The sequence below is a fragment of the Streptomyces sp. NPDC014870 genome (genome assembly GCF_043081505.1).
GTDB lineage: Bacteria > Actinomycetota > Actinomycetes > Streptomycetales > Streptomycetaceae > Streptomyces.
In genome coordinates this window covers 43,629-59,374 of record NZ_JBIBWQ010000001.1, presented here as the reverse complement: position 1 = coordinate 59,374, position 15,746 = coordinate 43,629, and the positions used below count along the sequence as shown (strand labels likewise).

The 15,746-nt window shown below is 70.2% G+C and carries 13 protein-coding genes and 1 pseudogene; 3 read left to right on the top strand and 11 right to left on the bottom strand.

The genetic code is table 11. The features are described from left to right. Positions 1-30: 30 nt before the first annotated feature. Entirely contained in the window at positions 31-390 is a 360-nt protein-coding gene (locus ACF09C_RS00280) for a CU044_2847 family protein (RefSeq protein WP_392086935.1), read from the bottom strand. A gap of 643 nt (positions 391-1,033) precedes the next feature. Between ACF09C_RS00280 and ACF09C_RS00275 the strand changes: the two genes are divergently transcribed. From ACF09C_RS00275 to ACF09C_RS00265, 3 genes and pseudogenes are all read left to right on the top strand, one after another. Then, a complete protein-coding gene (locus tag ACF09C_RS00275; RefSeq protein ID WP_392086933.1) occupies positions 1,034-1,381 on the top strand; it encodes a hypothetical protein in 348 nt (115 codons plus the stop codon). Next, positions 1,378-1,887 (top strand): annotated as a pseudogene (locus tag ACF09C_RS00270) (caspase family protein); the annotation flags it as partial. The gene ACF09C_RS00275 and the pseudogene ACF09C_RS00270, both read left to right, overlap by 4 nt. A gap of 487 nt (positions 1,888-2,374) precedes the next feature. Next, entirely contained in the window at positions 2,375-2,848 is a 474-nt protein-coding gene (locus tag ACF09C_RS00265) for an SANT/Myb-like DNA-binding domain-containing protein (RefSeq protein ID WP_392088707.1), read from the top strand. A gap of 116 nt (positions 2,849-2,964) precedes the next feature. On the opposite strand, the gene ACF09C_RS00260 is transcribed toward ACF09C_RS00265, so the two are convergent. From ACF09C_RS00260 to ACF09C_RS00215, 10 genes are all read right to left on the bottom strand, one after another. Beyond that, positions 2,965-3,756, bottom strand: a complete 792-nt coding sequence (locus tag ACF09C_RS00260) for a class I SAM-dependent methyltransferase (protein ID WP_392086931.1) — start codon at positions 3,754-3,756, stop codon at positions 2,965-2,967. Positions 3,757-3,858: 102 nt separating this feature from the next. Continuing rightward, on the bottom strand, positions 3,859-4,287 hold the full coding sequence (locus ACF09C_RS00255) for an isocitrate lyase/phosphoenolpyruvate mutase family protein (RefSeq protein ID WP_392088596.1): 429 nt from the start codon (positions 4,285-4,287) through the stop codon (positions 3,859-3,861). 23 nt (positions 4,288-4,310) lie between these two features. Continuing rightward, positions 4,311-5,651 carry a D-alanyl-D-alanine carboxypeptidase family protein gene (locus tag ACF09C_RS00250; protein ID WP_392086929.1) on the bottom strand — a complete coding sequence of 447 codons (1,341 nt, stop codon included), beginning with the start codon at positions 5,649-5,651 and terminating at the stop codon, positions 4,311-4,313. Positions 5,652-6,646: 995 nt separating this feature from the next. Next, entirely contained in the window at positions 6,647-7,912 is a 1,266-nt protein-coding gene (locus ACF09C_RS00245; RefSeq protein WP_392086927.1) for an MFS transporter, read from the bottom strand. 213 nt (positions 7,913-8,125) lie between these two features. Beyond that, the gene (locus tag ACF09C_RS00240) at positions 8,126-9,571 is read right to left on the bottom strand and encodes a multicopper oxidase family protein (RefSeq protein WP_392086925.1); all 1,446 of its coding nucleotides are present in this window, start codon (positions 9,569-9,571) and stop codon (positions 8,126-8,128) included. Continuing rightward, entirely contained in the window at positions 9,555-10,142 is a 588-nt protein-coding gene (locus tag ACF09C_RS00235) for a hypothetical protein (RefSeq protein ID WP_392086923.1), read from the bottom strand. The genes ACF09C_RS00240 and ACF09C_RS00235 overlap by 17 nt, the downstream gene beginning before the upstream one ends. Beyond that, complete coding sequence (locus ACF09C_RS00230; protein WP_392086921.1) at positions 10,139-11,083, bottom strand: alpha/beta hydrolase; 945 nt, start codon at positions 11,081-11,083, stop codon at positions 10,139-10,141. Before ACF09C_RS00230 ends, ACF09C_RS00235 begins: the two co-directional genes overlap by 4 nt. 496 nt (positions 11,084-11,579) lie before the next feature. Then, the gene (locus ACF09C_RS00225) at positions 11,580-13,013 is read right to left on the bottom strand and encodes an FAD-binding oxidoreductase (protein WP_392086918.1); all 1,434 of its coding nucleotides are present in this window, start codon (positions 13,011-13,013) and stop codon (positions 11,580-11,582) included. 96 nt (positions 13,014-13,109) lie between these two features. After that, entirely contained in the window at positions 13,110-13,709 is a 600-nt protein-coding gene (locus ACF09C_RS00220; protein ID WP_392086916.1) for an NADPH-dependent FMN reductase, read from the bottom strand. A 149-nt stretch (positions 13,710-13,858) separates the two neighbouring features. After that, positions 13,859-15,523: an MFS transporter gene (locus tag ACF09C_RS00215; protein ID WP_392086913.1), complete on the bottom strand. Its 1,665-nt coding sequence runs from the start codon at positions 15,521-15,523 to the stop codon at positions 13,859-13,861. Positions 15,524-15,746: the final 223 nt, after the last annotated feature.

The window sequence follows — 15,746 nt, the reverse complement described above, 5'->3', positions numbered from 1 at the left end:
TGCCGTCGTCGGATGTACTGCGCGCACTGGTCACGGCTGTCCGCCCTCACTCGGGGGCGTGTGCGGGTGATCGGAGCCGCCGTCCCTCCAGGACACGGTCACCTTCAGATGACAGCCGGCCTGGCTCTTGGTGATCACGGCCCCGGCCTCGAAGGCCAGGTCGACACCGAACTCGATGATGATCCCGTCGGGACGGGCCTTGCGCAGCTGCGCGAGGGCGATTCGGGCGGCCTCCGTGACCGGCTCGAGTGCTCCTTCCAGTGTGGCCGGAAGCTCGCGTACGGCGTCACCGACGCGGCCGGCCTTCACCGGCCCCCCGTCCGGCAGACCAGGTTGTTCCACCAGTACAGAGCCCCCGCCGTCCAGCGGAATCCGAATCAGAGGTGTCACAGCCACTGCGCCTCCTCTGCGGCTCGGGCCTTCGCGTTGCCATCCAGGGACCCCACCACCGTCCTCGACAGTGGCATATGCCGCACGCCGGACTGGGCCGTTTGCTTCCCCCTCCCGCGTCGGCACCACCCGCCGAGTCGAATCTCAGACGCGTCGTTGCCGCGAGTTGCATCGGCACCACCGTCGAGTGGCAGGGAAACGCGTGGCGCATCGGTGAGGCCCAGAGGTCAGCATCGCCGAACCGGCATCGGATGGTTTCCGCCGGACGGGGAGCGCCGGCGCGCCCGCCGGCATGGATCACAGGTCCGATCCAAGGAGCGCGGCCGCAGCCCGCGCCGCGCCCCTGCGAGCAGCCCGCAAGCGCCCGGGCGGTCCGGCGGCAGCAGCCCGCCGGCGTCTTTCCGCGCCGCAGCTTCGCTGCCTTGGGAACAGGGTGGTGGAAGAGGCTCCTTCGGTCGGAACCCTCACGTGCCGATGAGCACCCGTCAGGAACTGCTCAACGGCCGTGGCCCGGATGGCGGCATCGGGTCAACGTTTTCTCCTTGATCCACGAGTCGGAGTACGCTGCAACGCGATGTGGTTCCGCACCTGTTGGCGTTGCGGGGCCGGTGTATCCCGGGGGTGTTCTGTGCGAATCAGGGTCTTGGCCGACGGTGACGAGCTGGGCCTGACGGACCTGTATGCGTGGCTGCGGCAGGATCCCGGGACGGCGCGCTTGCCCGTGACTCCGGTCGCCCCGCACGGGGCGTCGACGATGAGTGCGCTGGAGGTCCTGGACATCGTTCTGAGCAACGGTGTCGCGATCGCCAACTTCGCGGTGGCGTACGCCGCGTGGCGCGAGGCGAAGACCCAGGGCCGGCCACGGAGCGGGGTGCGCATGCTCGAACACGGCTCGGCCTCGGTGGATATCAGCCATCTCTCCGCTGACGATCTGGCAGGCCTGTTGAAGGAACTGGCCCGCGATGGGTCTGACGGCCTCGACGCGGAGTGAGGCCTGAGGAGGCGGACGCCTCGCGGGCGGTTCTGTTCGGCGTCCACGAGTTCCTGCACCTTCCGGCTCTTCCCGGCGTCCGGCACAACGTGCCCGCGCTCCTGAAGGTATTGACGGCGCCGGACATCTGCTCGCTGCCGTCGAAGTGCTGCGCGACGGTTCGCCCGGACGCTTCACCGAGCGCGATGCTCGACGCCCTGCACGACGCGGCCGAAGAAGCCGAGCACCTCCTGCTCGTCTACTACGCGGGTCACGGCCACCACGGGAACAACGGCAACCTGTTGCTGGCGACTACGGCGTCGAGCATCGAACGTACCTACCACTCGGTGGACTACGAAGACGTCCGTACGATCGTGTCCGGTGCCCGGGCGCGGCACAAGGTGGTGATCATCGATTGCTGCTGGAGCGGTCTGGCGCACATGGACGGTGAGGACGTCGAGCCCCCGCCCTTCGACGTGCCTGGTACCTGCGTGCTCACTTCGGCGGCAGCCACGGAGAAGTCGCTGAGTCAGCCGGACGGCAGTGTCTTCACGCTCGCGCTCACCGGCCTTCTCTCGCAGGGGCACACAGGGCTGCTCAAGGACGGCAGCCGTGCTGAGGAACAGCCGTACCTGACCATGGAGCTCCTTCACGACGCTCTTCGCGCCCGGTTGGAAGGGAGGAGACTGGGCAACCACAGGGTGCCGACGCCGCGGATGAGCACGCGTGATACCGGCCACCGCATCCCGATCGCCCGTAACCGTGCCCACAATCCCCGGACGCGTCAGCTGCCCGGCCCGGACGCCATGGCCGCGGATCCCGCCGACAGTTCCCCACCGGGCGAAGGCCGTGCCGAGCGCGACATCACGCTCGCCGCGTTCCGGTCCACCGCCGTCACGGGCCCTCGTGAAGCCGGCGATCAGAGCGACGCCCCCTCTCCCGTGGGCGGGGGCGATGTTCATCAGGACCAGGATGCCTCTCAGGCAACCCACCGCGCAGCCCGCCGACAGTCCCGTGAACACGGTCGCCGAGGTCACGCCGGCACCGTCGGTCGGAGCCGTACGTCACGGACAGCCCTGGACGCCCGAGGACCTCGAACTCCTCACAGCCCACCACGCTGCCGGCGAAGACCCTACTCACATCGCCCGCCGCCTCGACCGCACGGAGCGCTCCGTCCGCTTCAAACTGCACCAACTGGGCCTGGCTCCCTTCCCTGCCGACCAGGTCGTTCCACGGCCACGGCCACAGCCGCAACCGGTCGCGGAGCGTACCTATTCGGTCGAGGAGATCCGCCGTACCCACCCCCGCGCCTATCGCCGCTGGACACCCGAGGAGGACACACGACTTGCCGAACGCCACGAGCAAGGAGCTTCCCTGTCTGATGTGGTCGCGGAGTTCGGACGAAATGAAGGCGCGATCACATCCCGCTTGGCAACCCTCGGTCTCGACACCTCGCCCGGCCTCTCTCCGGAGGAACGGGAGGGCTGAGCCGGGCAACACGCGGCGTGAGGCACTGCGATGAGCGGGGCGCGGGCCGGCTGGCGGGCGCGGCTGCCGGCCTCGGCGCGCCGGCCGTGCTGTCTTGCCTGACGCGGCAGACGGAGTCATCGGAGGTGTGAAGGCTTGCGTGCCTCGATCAGGAAGCGTGTCGTGTGGGCGACGAACGGACCCTCTGCCGTGATGAGCGCATGTAGCTCGCGCAGGCGGTCGCGGTAGCCGTCGACGGTGAAGCCGGGAACCATCCAGATCACCTTGCGCAGGAAGTAGACCACCGCGCCGACATCGTGGAACTCGGTGCGCAGCCGCTCGAAGCGCAGGTCCACGACCTGCAGCCCCGCCGCCTCGGCGCTGTGTCGCGCGTCGTCGGGGTGCCGGTCGCGGCGTGCCTCCTCGGGTTGCGGGCCGAGGAAGAACTCGACGACTTCGAAGACGCTCGCGTGGCCCACCTGTTGGGACAGGTACGTTCCGCCCGGCTCGAGAACGCGAGCGATCTCGTGCCACCACACGGTCACCGGGTGGCGGCTTGTCACCAGGTCGAAGGCGGCGTCGGCGAACGGCAGCGGCGGTTCGTCGGCGTCGGCGACCACGACCGCACCCTGCGGGTGCAGCAGACGAGTCGCCTTGTCGACGTTGGGTGGCCACGACTCCGTGGCCACCATCGTCGGCGGCAGCTTCGCCACCCCCGCCAGGACTTCACCGCCGCCCGTCTGGATGTCGAGCGCGGCCCTGGCACGGCTCAGGCGCTCGCTCATCAACCGCTGGTATCCCCACGAGGGGCGCTGTTCGGTGGCCCGGCCCTCCAGCCAAGAGAAGTCCCAGCCCTCCACAGGGGCCTCGTCGGCTTCCGTGACGAGCTCGTCGAAGGAGCGGGAAGAATGGGGTGCAGAGTCGTTCATGGAGCAAGCCTCGCATCCGACGACGCCGCCGGCGCAAACAGTTTGCCGGGACAACGCACCGCGCGGCCCGGCCGCGCTCCAAGCCGCGTCTTTGCACGTGGGTCAGGACAGGAGCAGCGCGTTGAGACCCGCGTAGTCGAAGCCGCCCTCCAGTGTGGTCGCCGTGCCCTTCTTCAGTAGTTCGCGAGCGGCTCGCTCCACCAGCCCGTAGGCCGCCTCGGCGATCGAGTATCCCGCGCTGATGCGCGCGGCTCCCGCGGCGGCGAGTTCGGGCACGGGGAGTGAACCGGGTCCGGCGAGGACGTTGACAGGCAGTGGTTGAGAGCCGACGAGCGTGCTGACCGTCCGGGCGTCGGGTGTGCCGAGAACGAAGATGCCGTCCGCGCCGGCTGCCCCGTAGGCGCGTGCGCGGGCGAGCGTCTCGTCCAGCCAGGCAGAGCGGTCACCGGGCGGTAGGCGATGGGTGTCGATGCGGGCGTTGATGAACAACGGAACGCCGGCATCGTCCGCGGCGTCGCGGGCCGCCGCGATCCGGTGTGCCCCTGTCGGACCGGTCAGCCGATGCGGGTGAGCCGGGTGCCGATCGACGGTTCGGCGAGTTCACGGCCGACCACGACCGGCACGCTCCTGAGACCCGTACCTTCGCCCACGCTCAGCACACCCACCTCGGTACCCGCCGCGGCCGTGCGCGGAACCGCGGCCTTCGTGCCCTCCCCGCTGCTACGGCCCAGTGCCAGGCGCAGCGTCTGCCCCGGGGCGGCGACGACGGTCAGGTCCGCTGCCGCCACGAGCGGTGTGTGGCCGCCGAGCCCGTCGTCGACGTACCCGACCGTCTCGCCCTTCCGCACCACCTGGGCCGAAGTGAGGGCGCTGCGGACGGACTCGACGACCTTCTTGCTGTTGGCCAGCACCAGGGCCAGGCTCCTGGTCGCGTTGGGATCCGGGCCGTCTACGCGCTGGTCCATCAGAGCACCCAGGATCAGGGGGGTCTCCTCACCGACGGACTTGTAGCCCGCCCAGACCAGTGCGCCGCCGGCCGGGGTGCTCGATCCGGTCTTGATGCCGCGGATGCTCAACTCGGGTGCGTTGAGGAGGGTGTTGTTGTTGATCAGCCGCTGGGACAGGTTCTTGATCTCGGCGTCGGGCAGGGCGACCACGGAGCGGAACACGTCGTCCTTCATCACCGCCTCGGCGAGCTTGAGCTGGTCGACCGCCGTGCTGACGGTGCCGGCGTCCAGGCCGCTCGGGTCGGTGTAGGTGGTGTTGTTCATGCCGAGTTCGTGGGCGGCGGCGTTCATCCTGTCCACGAAGGCGGCCTCGGAATCGCTGCCGGTCGACCAGCGCGCCAGCAGTCGGGCGGCGTTGTTGCCGGAAGGGATCATCAGCATCTTCAGCATGTCGAGCTGGCTGAACGTACTGCCCTCGGTGAGCCCCGTGATGCGTGACTCGTTCTCGGACCGGCCTTCGGCGACCGTCTTGGCATCGACGGTGATGGTGGGACCGGTCTCGCCCTTGCGCAGGGGATGGTCCTTGAGCACGACGTACGCGGTCATGATTTTGGCGACGCTGGCTGTCGGAACGGGCTTCTGCGCACCGAACGTGGCGATCGTCCCCGTGCCGGGGAGGCGTACGGCCCCCTGGCCTTCCTCGGGCCAGGGGATGGAGAGCCGGCCTTCCACGCTGTGGCTCTGCTCGGTGGCGACGAGCTGCGGCGCGGGCAGCGGACGCAGCAGCTGGGCACCGGCCGCGGCACCGGCGAGGAGCAGCAGGAGAGGGATCCAGACCTTGGCCCGCCGCGCCGCGCTGCGGCGCGGAGCCTGAGCCGGGGGAGGGGTGTCGGTCGGCTGGGCGAGCAGGCCGCGCGGTGCCCCGGCGGAACGCCCGGTCCCCGGCATGTCAACGGCCGTGGGCTCGAAAGGGCGCGGGGCGGGGGCGGGAGCCGCCGGGATCGGAGCCGCCGGTACGGGGAGGGGGTCGGTGTTCTGGTCGTCCTTCTCGAACCGCGCCCACGAGGGAACGGCCCGACCGGGTGCGTCCCCAGCACGCGCGCCGATCGGTGCGGGACTCTGCCCGGATGCGGGGGTGACGGTGCGCAGGACGGCGGTGGCCTGGTCCACGGCAGGTCGGCGGCCGGCTGCGGCGGAACCGGGCTCGCCGTTTGGGCCCGGCGATCCGGTCTCGGGCTCGGCCGCTGTGGGCCGGGTGGCGTCGGAGCCTTCCTCGGAACCGGTCCGGTCCTCGCCCCGGCGCGGCGCTTCGACGCCGGACGTGCCCGGGGCGTGGGCCCCATCGGCGGGGACGGAGCCACCCTCCGCGTCGCATGAGCCCGCCTCGGGCCGGGCTTCGTCCTCCCGAGCACCCGTGGGTCTCGCGTCCTCACGAGGGTGCGCGTCGTCCTCGGTGGAGCCGGGCACAAGGGAAGCGTCGCTGCGAGGTTCCGGAGCGTCCTCCTCCACCTCTGAGGGGCCGTCGGACTCCGACGGCCCCCCGGCGGGGCGCTCCCTCCCCGTGACGGTTGCCTGCGCGTGAGTCCGACGGTCGTCAGCCGCAGCTGCTGTCTCCGCATCGTTCTCGTGCTCCGGAGACCGCGCGCCTCCACCCGAAACTGCTTCCGTCGTCATCCTGGTCAGCCTTGCCTGCTCGCATACGTCTATCGGGGCTGGTGGCCCCGCCGCCTCCCGAGACGACTGCCGAGACGGTGACGTTCCACAGCGCAGATCTTGTGACAGTCCGGTCATATAGCGGGTGGCTTTGTTGATGAGCTGCGGAGAGCGCGATGAACGGCGGGTGCCTGCGTGTGACACCAGACGATCTGACCCGGGCTCTGAGAGATCCCGAGTGGGTCTGGACCTCGTCGAGGAGATCCAGGGATGCGCCCGCGCGGGTTGTCTCAGTGGTCTGCGGCGCTCCGGTCGGCGCCGGATTCCTCGGCTGGTGTCACGGGGCTATCTTCCCGGGTGGGTGTCGGCCGGTCGAGGCTGGTACCAATGCGGCGGTCGGCTACCTGGCAGGCCGCGGCCGCGGCCGCGCAGACGGCGCCTGCGGCGACCATCGCCCAACGTACCCCGTATACCTCGCAGATCACTGCGGTCAGCAATGCGCCCACTGGGGTCGTGCCCTGGAACACCAGCGTGTAGAGGGCCATGATCCGACCGCGGTAGGCAGGATCGGTGCCCAGTTGGATGTGATGGTTCGCGGCTTGCGCGAAATACACCGAGGCGAAGCCCACGCCGGCCAGCGTGACCAACGCCGCGCCGTAGCCGGGCATCAATCCGGCCAGCGCCTCGAGCAGACCGAAGAGGAGCGCCGCTGCCAGGACGTGTCGGAGTGTGGGCCGTCCGCGGCGGGCGGTGGTGACGAGGGCGGCGGCCAGCGAGCCGACCGCCAGAGCGGTGGTCAGCAGCCCGAAGGCCGCTGCATCGGTGTCGAGGACCGTTTTCGCCAGCAGGGGTAGTGTCAGGTGGAAGTTGAAACCGACCATCCCGATCACCGCGACCAGCGCCATCGGTAGCATCAGGTCCCGTCGCTGCCGTACATGGCGGATGCCGTCCGCGACCCGGGCGGCACCCGGCCGGCGCTGCGCCCGGTGCAGGGCCGCGGGCTGGATCAGGAGCAGCCCCACCACCGTCCCCACATAGCTGACCGCGTTGACCAGCATCACCGGCCCGGTGCCCCACCAGCCCACCATCAGCCCCGCGACGGCCGGACCTCCCACCCTGGCGAGGTTGAAGTACGCGGCGCTCAACGCCGAGGCGTTGGGCAGCAGCCGCGGCCCCACGAGCTCGCTGACGAACGACATCCGGGCCGGTACCTCCACGGCGTTGACCGAGCCCAGGGCGAGCGCGAACAGGTACACGTGCCACAGCTGCACGTGTCCGGTGAGTACCAGCGCGGCAAGCGCTCCCGCCAGTACACCGGACACCGTGTTCGCGGCGACCAACAGTCGCCGCTTGTCGTGCCGGTCGGCGAGCCCGCCCGCGTAGAGGGTCAGCAGCAGCAACGGTGCGAACTGCAGGGCCGTCACCACGCCCAACGCGCCGGGGGAGTCGCCCGTCATCGACAGCACCAGCCAGTCCTGCGCCACCACCATCATCCAGGTTCCCGCCACGGACACCAGTTGTCCGGCGGCGAACATCCGGAAGTTGGGCACGGCCAAGGACGCGAAGGTCCGACCCATGACGCGTCGCATTGCCTGTTCTCCGTTCAGGTCATGGGGCGGACCAGAGGAAGCTGCCTGCCACACCGCACGGGACGGACTCCCGCCCGTCAGCTGCGTGAACCACGCCACGGGTCAACACTCATGTGGCTCTGTGTTTCGCGGGTAGCTTGTTGAGGTCTCTGGCCGGAGAGACGGTCCGCGGGGTTCGGTTTAGTCGACGATGTCGATGCGGCCCATTTGGCCGCCGGATGAGTGGCCGAGTTGGTGGCAGTGGTAGAGGTACTGGCCGGTGTAGGGGCCCCACGTCATCTTGATTTTGACGGTTTCGCCGGGGGCCAGGGTGACGGTGTCCTTCAGGCCGGAGTCGCGGGGGCCTGCCGGGTTTCCGTTGCGCTGGACCACGCGGAAGTAGGTCAGGTGGGTGTGGAAGCTGTGCCACAGGTGGAAGTCGGGCCGTCCGGCGGGGGTCGGGGCCTCTGCGTTGGTGATGGTCCACAGCTCGGTGGTCCCCAGTCGCGTGGTGACGTCGACCCGGTTCGGGTCGTAGACCTGTCCGTTGATGGTCATCTGGGGGAAGGTGCGGAGTTCGAAGGACCGCTCCACGGTGGGTGTCGGCAGTGGCGGTCGCCAGGTGAGTCGGTGCGGGACGTGGGACAGGTCCACGGCGGTGCGTGTGATGTCGAACCGGAGTATCTCGGGCCGTTCCGTGCTCAGGGCGGCGGTGTTCTCCAGCACGATCGAGGTTCCTGGGCGGTAGCGGGAGAAGTCCACCACGATCTCGGCGCGTTCGCCGCCGAGCATCAGCAGGTCTTCTGTCTGGACCGGCTTTTCCAGCAGTCCGCCGTCCGTGCCGATCACCGTGAACGGGGTGCCGTCGGCGAAGCGTAACCGTATGTAGCGGTTCACACAGGTGTTGTAGACCCGCAGCCGGTACCTGCGGGCCGTCACCTTGGTGTAGGGGCGTTCCTTGCCGTTGACGAGCATGTGCGGGCAGTCGGTGGGCCTGGTGTAGACGAGGGAGCCGTCCGCTTCCACGCGGGCGTCCCGGATGACCAGTGGAATGTCGTGGGCGCCGGACGGCAGGGGCAGCAGTTCCTCGCGGGGATCGCGGATCAGGTAGAGCCCCGCCAGTCCCCGGTAGACGTTCTCTGCCTCCAGGTGGTGGGCGTGGTCGTGGTACCAGAGGGAGGCGGCGTGCTGTTTGTTGGGATAGTGGTACGTGCGTTCGCCGCCGGGCGCGATGGTGTCCATCGGCAGTCCGTCGTGTTGGGACAGGACGTGCGCGCCGTGCAGGTGGACGGCCGTGGGCACGTCGAGTTCGTTGATCTGGCGGATGACGACCTCGCGTCCGCGCCACGCGTTGACGGTCGGACCGGGGAAGGTGCCGCCGTAGGTCCGTACCGTGGTGGGCAGGCCTTTCACCAGCTCTGCCTGGACCTGCCGCATGCGGATCTCGTACAGGTCGGAGGTGGCTGTGCGGCGCGTCGGGTGCAGCACGGCGGGTAGGGGCATGGCGTGCGCGAACGGCACGGAGGCGGCGAGTTCGCCGCCTTGTGTCGCGTCGGCCGCTGTGGAGCCGGTGAGCCTGCCCCACGGGACCAGGGCGGCGGCGCCTCCGGCGGCCGCGACTTTCAGCAGACTACGACGCTGGAACATGACGGGTCTCTTTTCTCTTTCCTCGGGGGTTGTCCGGGTCCCCCGGCCAGGGGACGCCGAGAGCGAACTGGAGCAGTACCGTGGCGATCACGCATGGGCCCAGGGAGTTCAGCACCCGGTCCGGTGCGGTTCCCGCGGCAGGTCCGACGAGCAGGCCGAGCGGAGCCGATACCAGCGCTGCGGCGAGTGCGGCTGTGACGGTGAAGGCCGCCCGTGCCGGCAGCGCGTGCCGGCCGTCCGAGCGCACGGCCCACCTGTGTGCCGCCCGTCCCGCGACCACCAGCGTGGGCAGCAGCAGGTAGAAGGCGGCCGTGCACAGGGCCAGCGCCAGCCCCGGCCCCACGGACGGGGTGGGGGAGGCCGGGCCCGTGCCGTGCCACCAGGCGTGGTCGCCGGGCTGCGGGCCGGCCGGTCGGCTGCGTTCACGGAGCACGAAGGAGACGGCGACGGCCAGGACGAGGGCGGTCGAGCCCAGGTGTGTGGGGGACAGCGGGCCGAACACGCCGGCCGGGCCGAGGGGCGCTCGTCGGGCGGCCGGCGCCCGTGGCGTGAGGTCAGGGGCGGCGGTCACGCCGGGGTCCGGACGGTGCGGGCCGGGCTCACCGCCGGTGCAGTGTGGTGCGCGGCCAGGCACTCCTCGAAGAATCCGAGGACTCCCAGGTGGTAGGAGCGGGCTGTCCAGCCGAGGCTGATGTTGTGTCCGGCGCCGGGCTGTCCGGCGAACCTGACCACCGAGTCCGGGAAGGCGCGTGCCATCCGCGCCCTTGCCGCGTCGTCGTGCCGCCACCAGTACTCGTACTCAGCGAAGGTCATCCGGACCGGCACCCGGATGCGGGCGGCGACCTCCGGGAACGCGCGGGGCCAGTCGAGGGCCCCGGCACACTCGCGCTCGGGCCGGGCGGCGACCAGAGGTGCCAGGGTCGTGAAGGAGCCTTCCGGGTAGAGGCGCAGCGAGCCCCAGTTGTGCCGCAGGCTTCCGGCACGCGTCGCGTCGGGCAGCTGGTCGTGGGGCACGGCGTACTCGGCGCCGCAGCCGGACACCTCCACCCCGAGCACCGTCGCGGGCTGTCCCTCGGCGGCGATGAGCAGGGCCAGCTTGCCGCCGTAGGAGTGGCCGAGCAGGAGGAAGCCCGCGCCGACGAGTCGGGTCCGCGCGTACGCCTCCAGGGCGGCCGACACGCGGGCGGCCTGCTCGGCGAGGGTCCCTCCCGCGGGCAAGCGGGCGGCGGAGGCCCCGTAGCCGGGCCGGTCCAGGGCCAGTACGGCGAAACCCAGGCGCGCGGCGACGGTCATCACAGACAGCGTCGAGTCTGCCTGCCCGTCGAAGTAGCCGGCGCGCATACCGCCGCCGTGCAGGGCGACGATAGTGGCTCGGGGCGGCTCGTCGACCGGGTGGGCCAGCAGCCCGGACAGCGGAACGCCGAGGGCGTCCAGCGTGATCGGCCGGATCCCGGGCGATCGGCCCGGCGCATTTCCTGTGGTCTGTGGTGTTGCGGTGGGTGTTGATGTCATCGGTGCGCAACTCCTTGGGTGGTAGAGGAAAGCGGGGCGCGGCGTTGTGGCGGCGTGGTGGCGTGGGTTTTCCGGTTGGGGGCCGGGACCAGGGTGCCGTCCGCGGTCCGGAGTTGCTCGAGTGTGTCCGGGGGCGGGGGAGGTCGGCTCGTTGGCGGGCTGGGAATGCGGTGGCGGGATGGTGCGGCAGGCTGTTGCGGGGTGGGGGTGCCGGGCAGTGGCGCGGGTTGCCGCGCGGTGAGGTTCCTGCGGTGGCCGACGGCCACCGGTGGTGTCGGGTCCGGTGGTGTCGGGTTCGGGGGTGTCGGGTCCGGGGGTGGCCGGTCCGGTGTCCGGCTGTTGGTGGTGTCGGGTCCCGGCGGAGGCGGGCATTGTGGTGGGCTTCCGCCGGGTGTGTTGCTGTTCTGTTCGCGGTCTTGTGTTGACCGGTTTCATGGGCCGGTCTGTCGGCGGGCCGTGTATGTGTGGGGGTTTGTGGTTGGTTTCGGGGTGGGGGTTAGTGGTTGGTTGTGGTGTGGGGGGTGGGTGGCACGTTGAAGTTGTAGCGGAACAGGTTGCGGGGGTCGTGTAGCGATTTCACGTGGGCGAGGCGTTGGTAGTTGTTTTTCGACCACAGGGACCGGACTTGTTCCTGGGAGGGTTTGCGGCCGTCGCTGTGGACGAAGTTGAGGGATCGTCCCAGGGTCCAGGGGGTGAGTGCCTGGTCGAGTTGTTCGTGGACGGGTTGTGCTACGTCCATGCCTACGTCTTCCAGTGCGGAGATGACCCGTAGTGCGTAGGCGGCGCCCCGGTGGCTTACGGCGTTGGGTGTGGCCGGATCCCGCGCGAGGGCGCCGCCCAGCTGCCTGATCTCGGTCATGACGCTGGCTGGGGCGTCGGCGCCGACGGTGTTCAGGATGGCTTTCACGGTTGCGGGTTCGAGGTCGGAGAGCATGAAGCTGTTGCCGTAGACGATGTGGGGTTCTTCCGGTTCGTCGTGGATGGATCCGCTCTCGGTGTAGGGGACGGGGGCGAGTGCGTCGACGAGGCGTGGTCCGACCGCCCGTAGCGGTTCGACGAGTTGTTCCGCTTCTTGCGGGTCCCCGTTGTGGGCGATGAGGACGACGGCGAGGAATTTGCCCCGGAACAGGGCGGGGACTGCCTCCAGGTCGGGTACGTGGACGAGTTTGAGGGCTGCGGTCATTTCCTCGGGGCAGTTGTGGGCCCAGGTTGCGAAGGCGTTCATGGTGTCTTCGATGTAGGGGGTGTCGAAGACGAGGCGTCCGCCGTAGAGGGAGGTGATGGGGAAGAGGTCGATTTCCATGGCGGTGACGACGCCGAAGTTGCCGCCGCCGCCGCGCAGTGCCCAGAAGAGGTCGGGCTGGTTTTCGGGGTTGGTGGTCAGTACGGTGCCGTTGCCGGTGACGATGTCGAGGGAGCGTACGTGGTCGGCGGCGTATCCGTACTGGCGGGCGACCAGGCCGAGGCCGCCTCCGAGTACGTAGGAGACGGCGCAGACGTCGGGGAAGGATCCGCTGAGGGGGGCGAGTCCGTGCGGGGCGGCCTGTTCGATGACCTGGCGCCAGGACGCGCCGGCTGCTACGCGGGCGGTGCGGGCCTGGGGGTCGATCTGGACGTTGTTCATGCGGCGGGTGGAGATGAGCAGGCCGCCTTGGGCGGCGTGGGCCACGCCGTGTCCGGTGGCCTGTACGGAGATCGCGAGGTCGTGTTCCGTGGCGAAGGCGATGGCGGCGCGTACGTCGTCGGCTCCGTCGGCGCCGACGACGAGGTCCGGCTGGTTGCGTACGTAGGTCTGGTAGCCGGACAGTTCGCGGTCGTAGTCTTCGGTTCCGGGGAGTATCACCGGTCCTCGGACGGTGGATAACAGCGCGGCGAGCTGCGGGCTCTCGCCGGTGAAGGGGCGCGCTTGGGCGTCGGGCTGCTCGGGCATAGTGCATCTTCTCCATAAGCACAGGTCGGTGGCCGGCGACAGGCGCCGGATCGGCCTACTCTAGTCACGCCTTGATCGTCATGCCCGGGCGATGTCTCACAGGCCGTAGGGGTGGGTGGCCTTGTGGTTGCGCAGGGCGTGTGCCCACCACAGCAGCTGGTCGAGCATGATCTTCGCGGCCTGGTCGCGGCCGGCCTGGTCCCCTTCGTTGCCGGTGAACCGGCCGTCGGGGGTGAGGGATTCGCCGATCCGGGGAAGGGCGACGCAGTCGCGTACGCAGACGGCGTGTAGCTCGGAGAAGACCAGGCGGAGCTGTTCGACGGCGCGCAGCCCGCCGGACATGCCGAGCCCGTAGGAGACGAAGCCGACCGGCTTGGCCTGCCATTCGTGGTGGAAGGAGTCGAGGGCGGTCTTCAGTACGCCGGGGAAGCTGCGGTTGTATTCCGGGACGACCACGAGGAAGGCGTCGGCTTCGGCCACGCGTGGCCTGAGTGTCTCGCGCTGGGGTGCGGTGGGGTCGAGGGAGTCCGGCAGGGCGGCGTTGGCCAGGTCGATCAGGTCGACGGTGAAGCCGCCGTGCCGGTCTGCGTGCCCGGCTGCCCAGTCGGCGATGCCGGGGGCGAGCCGGCCGGGTCTGGCGCTGCCGGCGATCACGGCGAGTTTCACGGGGTGGAGGGGGTCGGCTGTGTCCGGCATGGATGGGTCCTTTCGGTCGGGTGTGCGTCTCGCCGGTGCGGCGGCGGCGGTTGATCCGGGATTTCCGCTGGGGGGGGCGGGGTGCCGGGCCCGGGGCGGGGAGGGGCGGACGGGGGATTGCCACCCACCCGCCCCGGGAGTCCAGTGGTTCAGCGACCGGTTTCGAAGACCGACGTGCCGGTCTCGGTACTGGTGCTGCCGGTCTTGGCCGGCTCGTCGCCGGAGGCCGGGGTGGCGGTCCGGGTCTCGGTGCCGGTGCTGCCGGTTTCGGCCGGGTCGTGGCCGGGCGCGGGGACTGTCGCGTTGCGCAACAGGACGAGGGAGACGGCGACGAGGAGGGCGGCGATGACGGCACCGGTCAGGGCGGTGGCCTGGATGCCGTCGACGAACGCGGCCCGGGCCGCGTGCAGTACCTGTGTGCCCAGCGCGGCGGGCAGTTCGCCGGCCAGGGCGACGGCGCCGCCGAGGGTTTCCTCCGCGGTGGCGGCCTGTTCGGGGGTGAGACCGGCCGGGAGGGTGCCGTCCACGGTGGAGCGGTAGACGGCGAACCCGACGCTGCCGAGGAGGGCGATGCCCAGGGCCGCGCCGAGTTCGGTGCCGGTCTCGGAGACGGCTGAGGCGGCGCCGGCCCGGTCGGCCGGGGCGGCACTGACGATGAGGTCGGTGCCGAGCGCGACCATGGGCCCGAGTCCGAGCCCGATCACCGCGGACGCGACGACCACGAGTGCGAGGTCCGACGCGCCGTCGACCAGGGCGAGCAGGAGCAGTCCGGCGGTCAGGACGCCCATCGCGGTCGCCAGCAGCCGGCCCAGAGGGAGGGTCTTGAGGAGCATGGGCCCGAAGATGGACCCGATCATGACGCCGATGTTGGTCGGGATGGACCACAGGCCCGCCTTCAGCGGGGACAGGCCGTGCACCAGCTGCAGGTATTGCATGATGAACAGCTGCGATCCGGCCATCAGCACGGTGACCAGGGTCAGCATCACCAGCGCGGTGCTCAGGGTGCGGTTGCGGAACAGGCGCAGGTCGAGCATCGGGTCGGTCAGAACCCGCTGCCGGTAGAGGAAGAGGAAGCCCACCAGGAGCCCGCCGGCCAGGAAAGCGGCGGGCCGCCACCCCAGTCCTGCCTCGGCCGCGTTCTTGAGTCCGTAGATGACCGAGAGTGTCGCGGCCAGCGAGAGCACCGCACTGATCAGGTCCACACGACCGGCCTGGGTGTCGCGGTGCTCGGGCAGGACGAGAGGACCGACGACGAGCAGCAGCACCATCACCGGCACGGCCAGCAGGAACACCGAACCCCACCAGAAGAACTCCAGCAGGGCGCCGCCGATCAGCGGACCCACCATGCTGCCCAGCGCGAAGCACATGGCCCACACGCCGATCGCCGCGCCGCGCTGCGCCGGATCCCGGAACAGCGTCCGGATGAGTGACAGCGTGGACGGCATCAAGGTGGCCCCCGCCACGCCGAGCAGTGCCCGCGCGGCGATGAGCCCTTCCGCGCTGTCGGCCAGCGAGGCGAGGACGGAGGCGACGCCGAACGCGGCCGCGCCCAGCAGGAGCAGCTTGCGCCGTCCGATGCGGTCGCCGACCGAGCCCATCGTGATGAGCAGGCCGGCCACGAGGAACCCGTAGATGTCGACGGACCACAGCAACTGGGTGGTGGACGGGCGTAAGTCGTCGGTGAGAGCAGGCACGGCGAGATGCAGGACGGTCATGTCCATCGCCACGAGCAGCGTGGGCAGGGCCAGCACGGCCAGGCCCAGCCATTCGCGCCGGCCCGCCTTGAGCGTGGCGTCTGCGGTTTCCGCGTTCATCGCAGGACTCCTGAGGGAGGCAGAGGGAGGTGGGATCGGGAAGGGCGCGGCCGGGAGGGAAGAAGCACACCCGCTGCCGAGCGATCACGACACTAGAACCTCGACCGCGGTTGAGGTCAAGCGTCGTGATCGGGAAGGGCGCGGCCGGGAGGGAAGAAGCACACCCGCTGCCGAGCGATCACGACACTAGAACCTCGACCGCGGTTGAGGTCAAGCGTCGTGT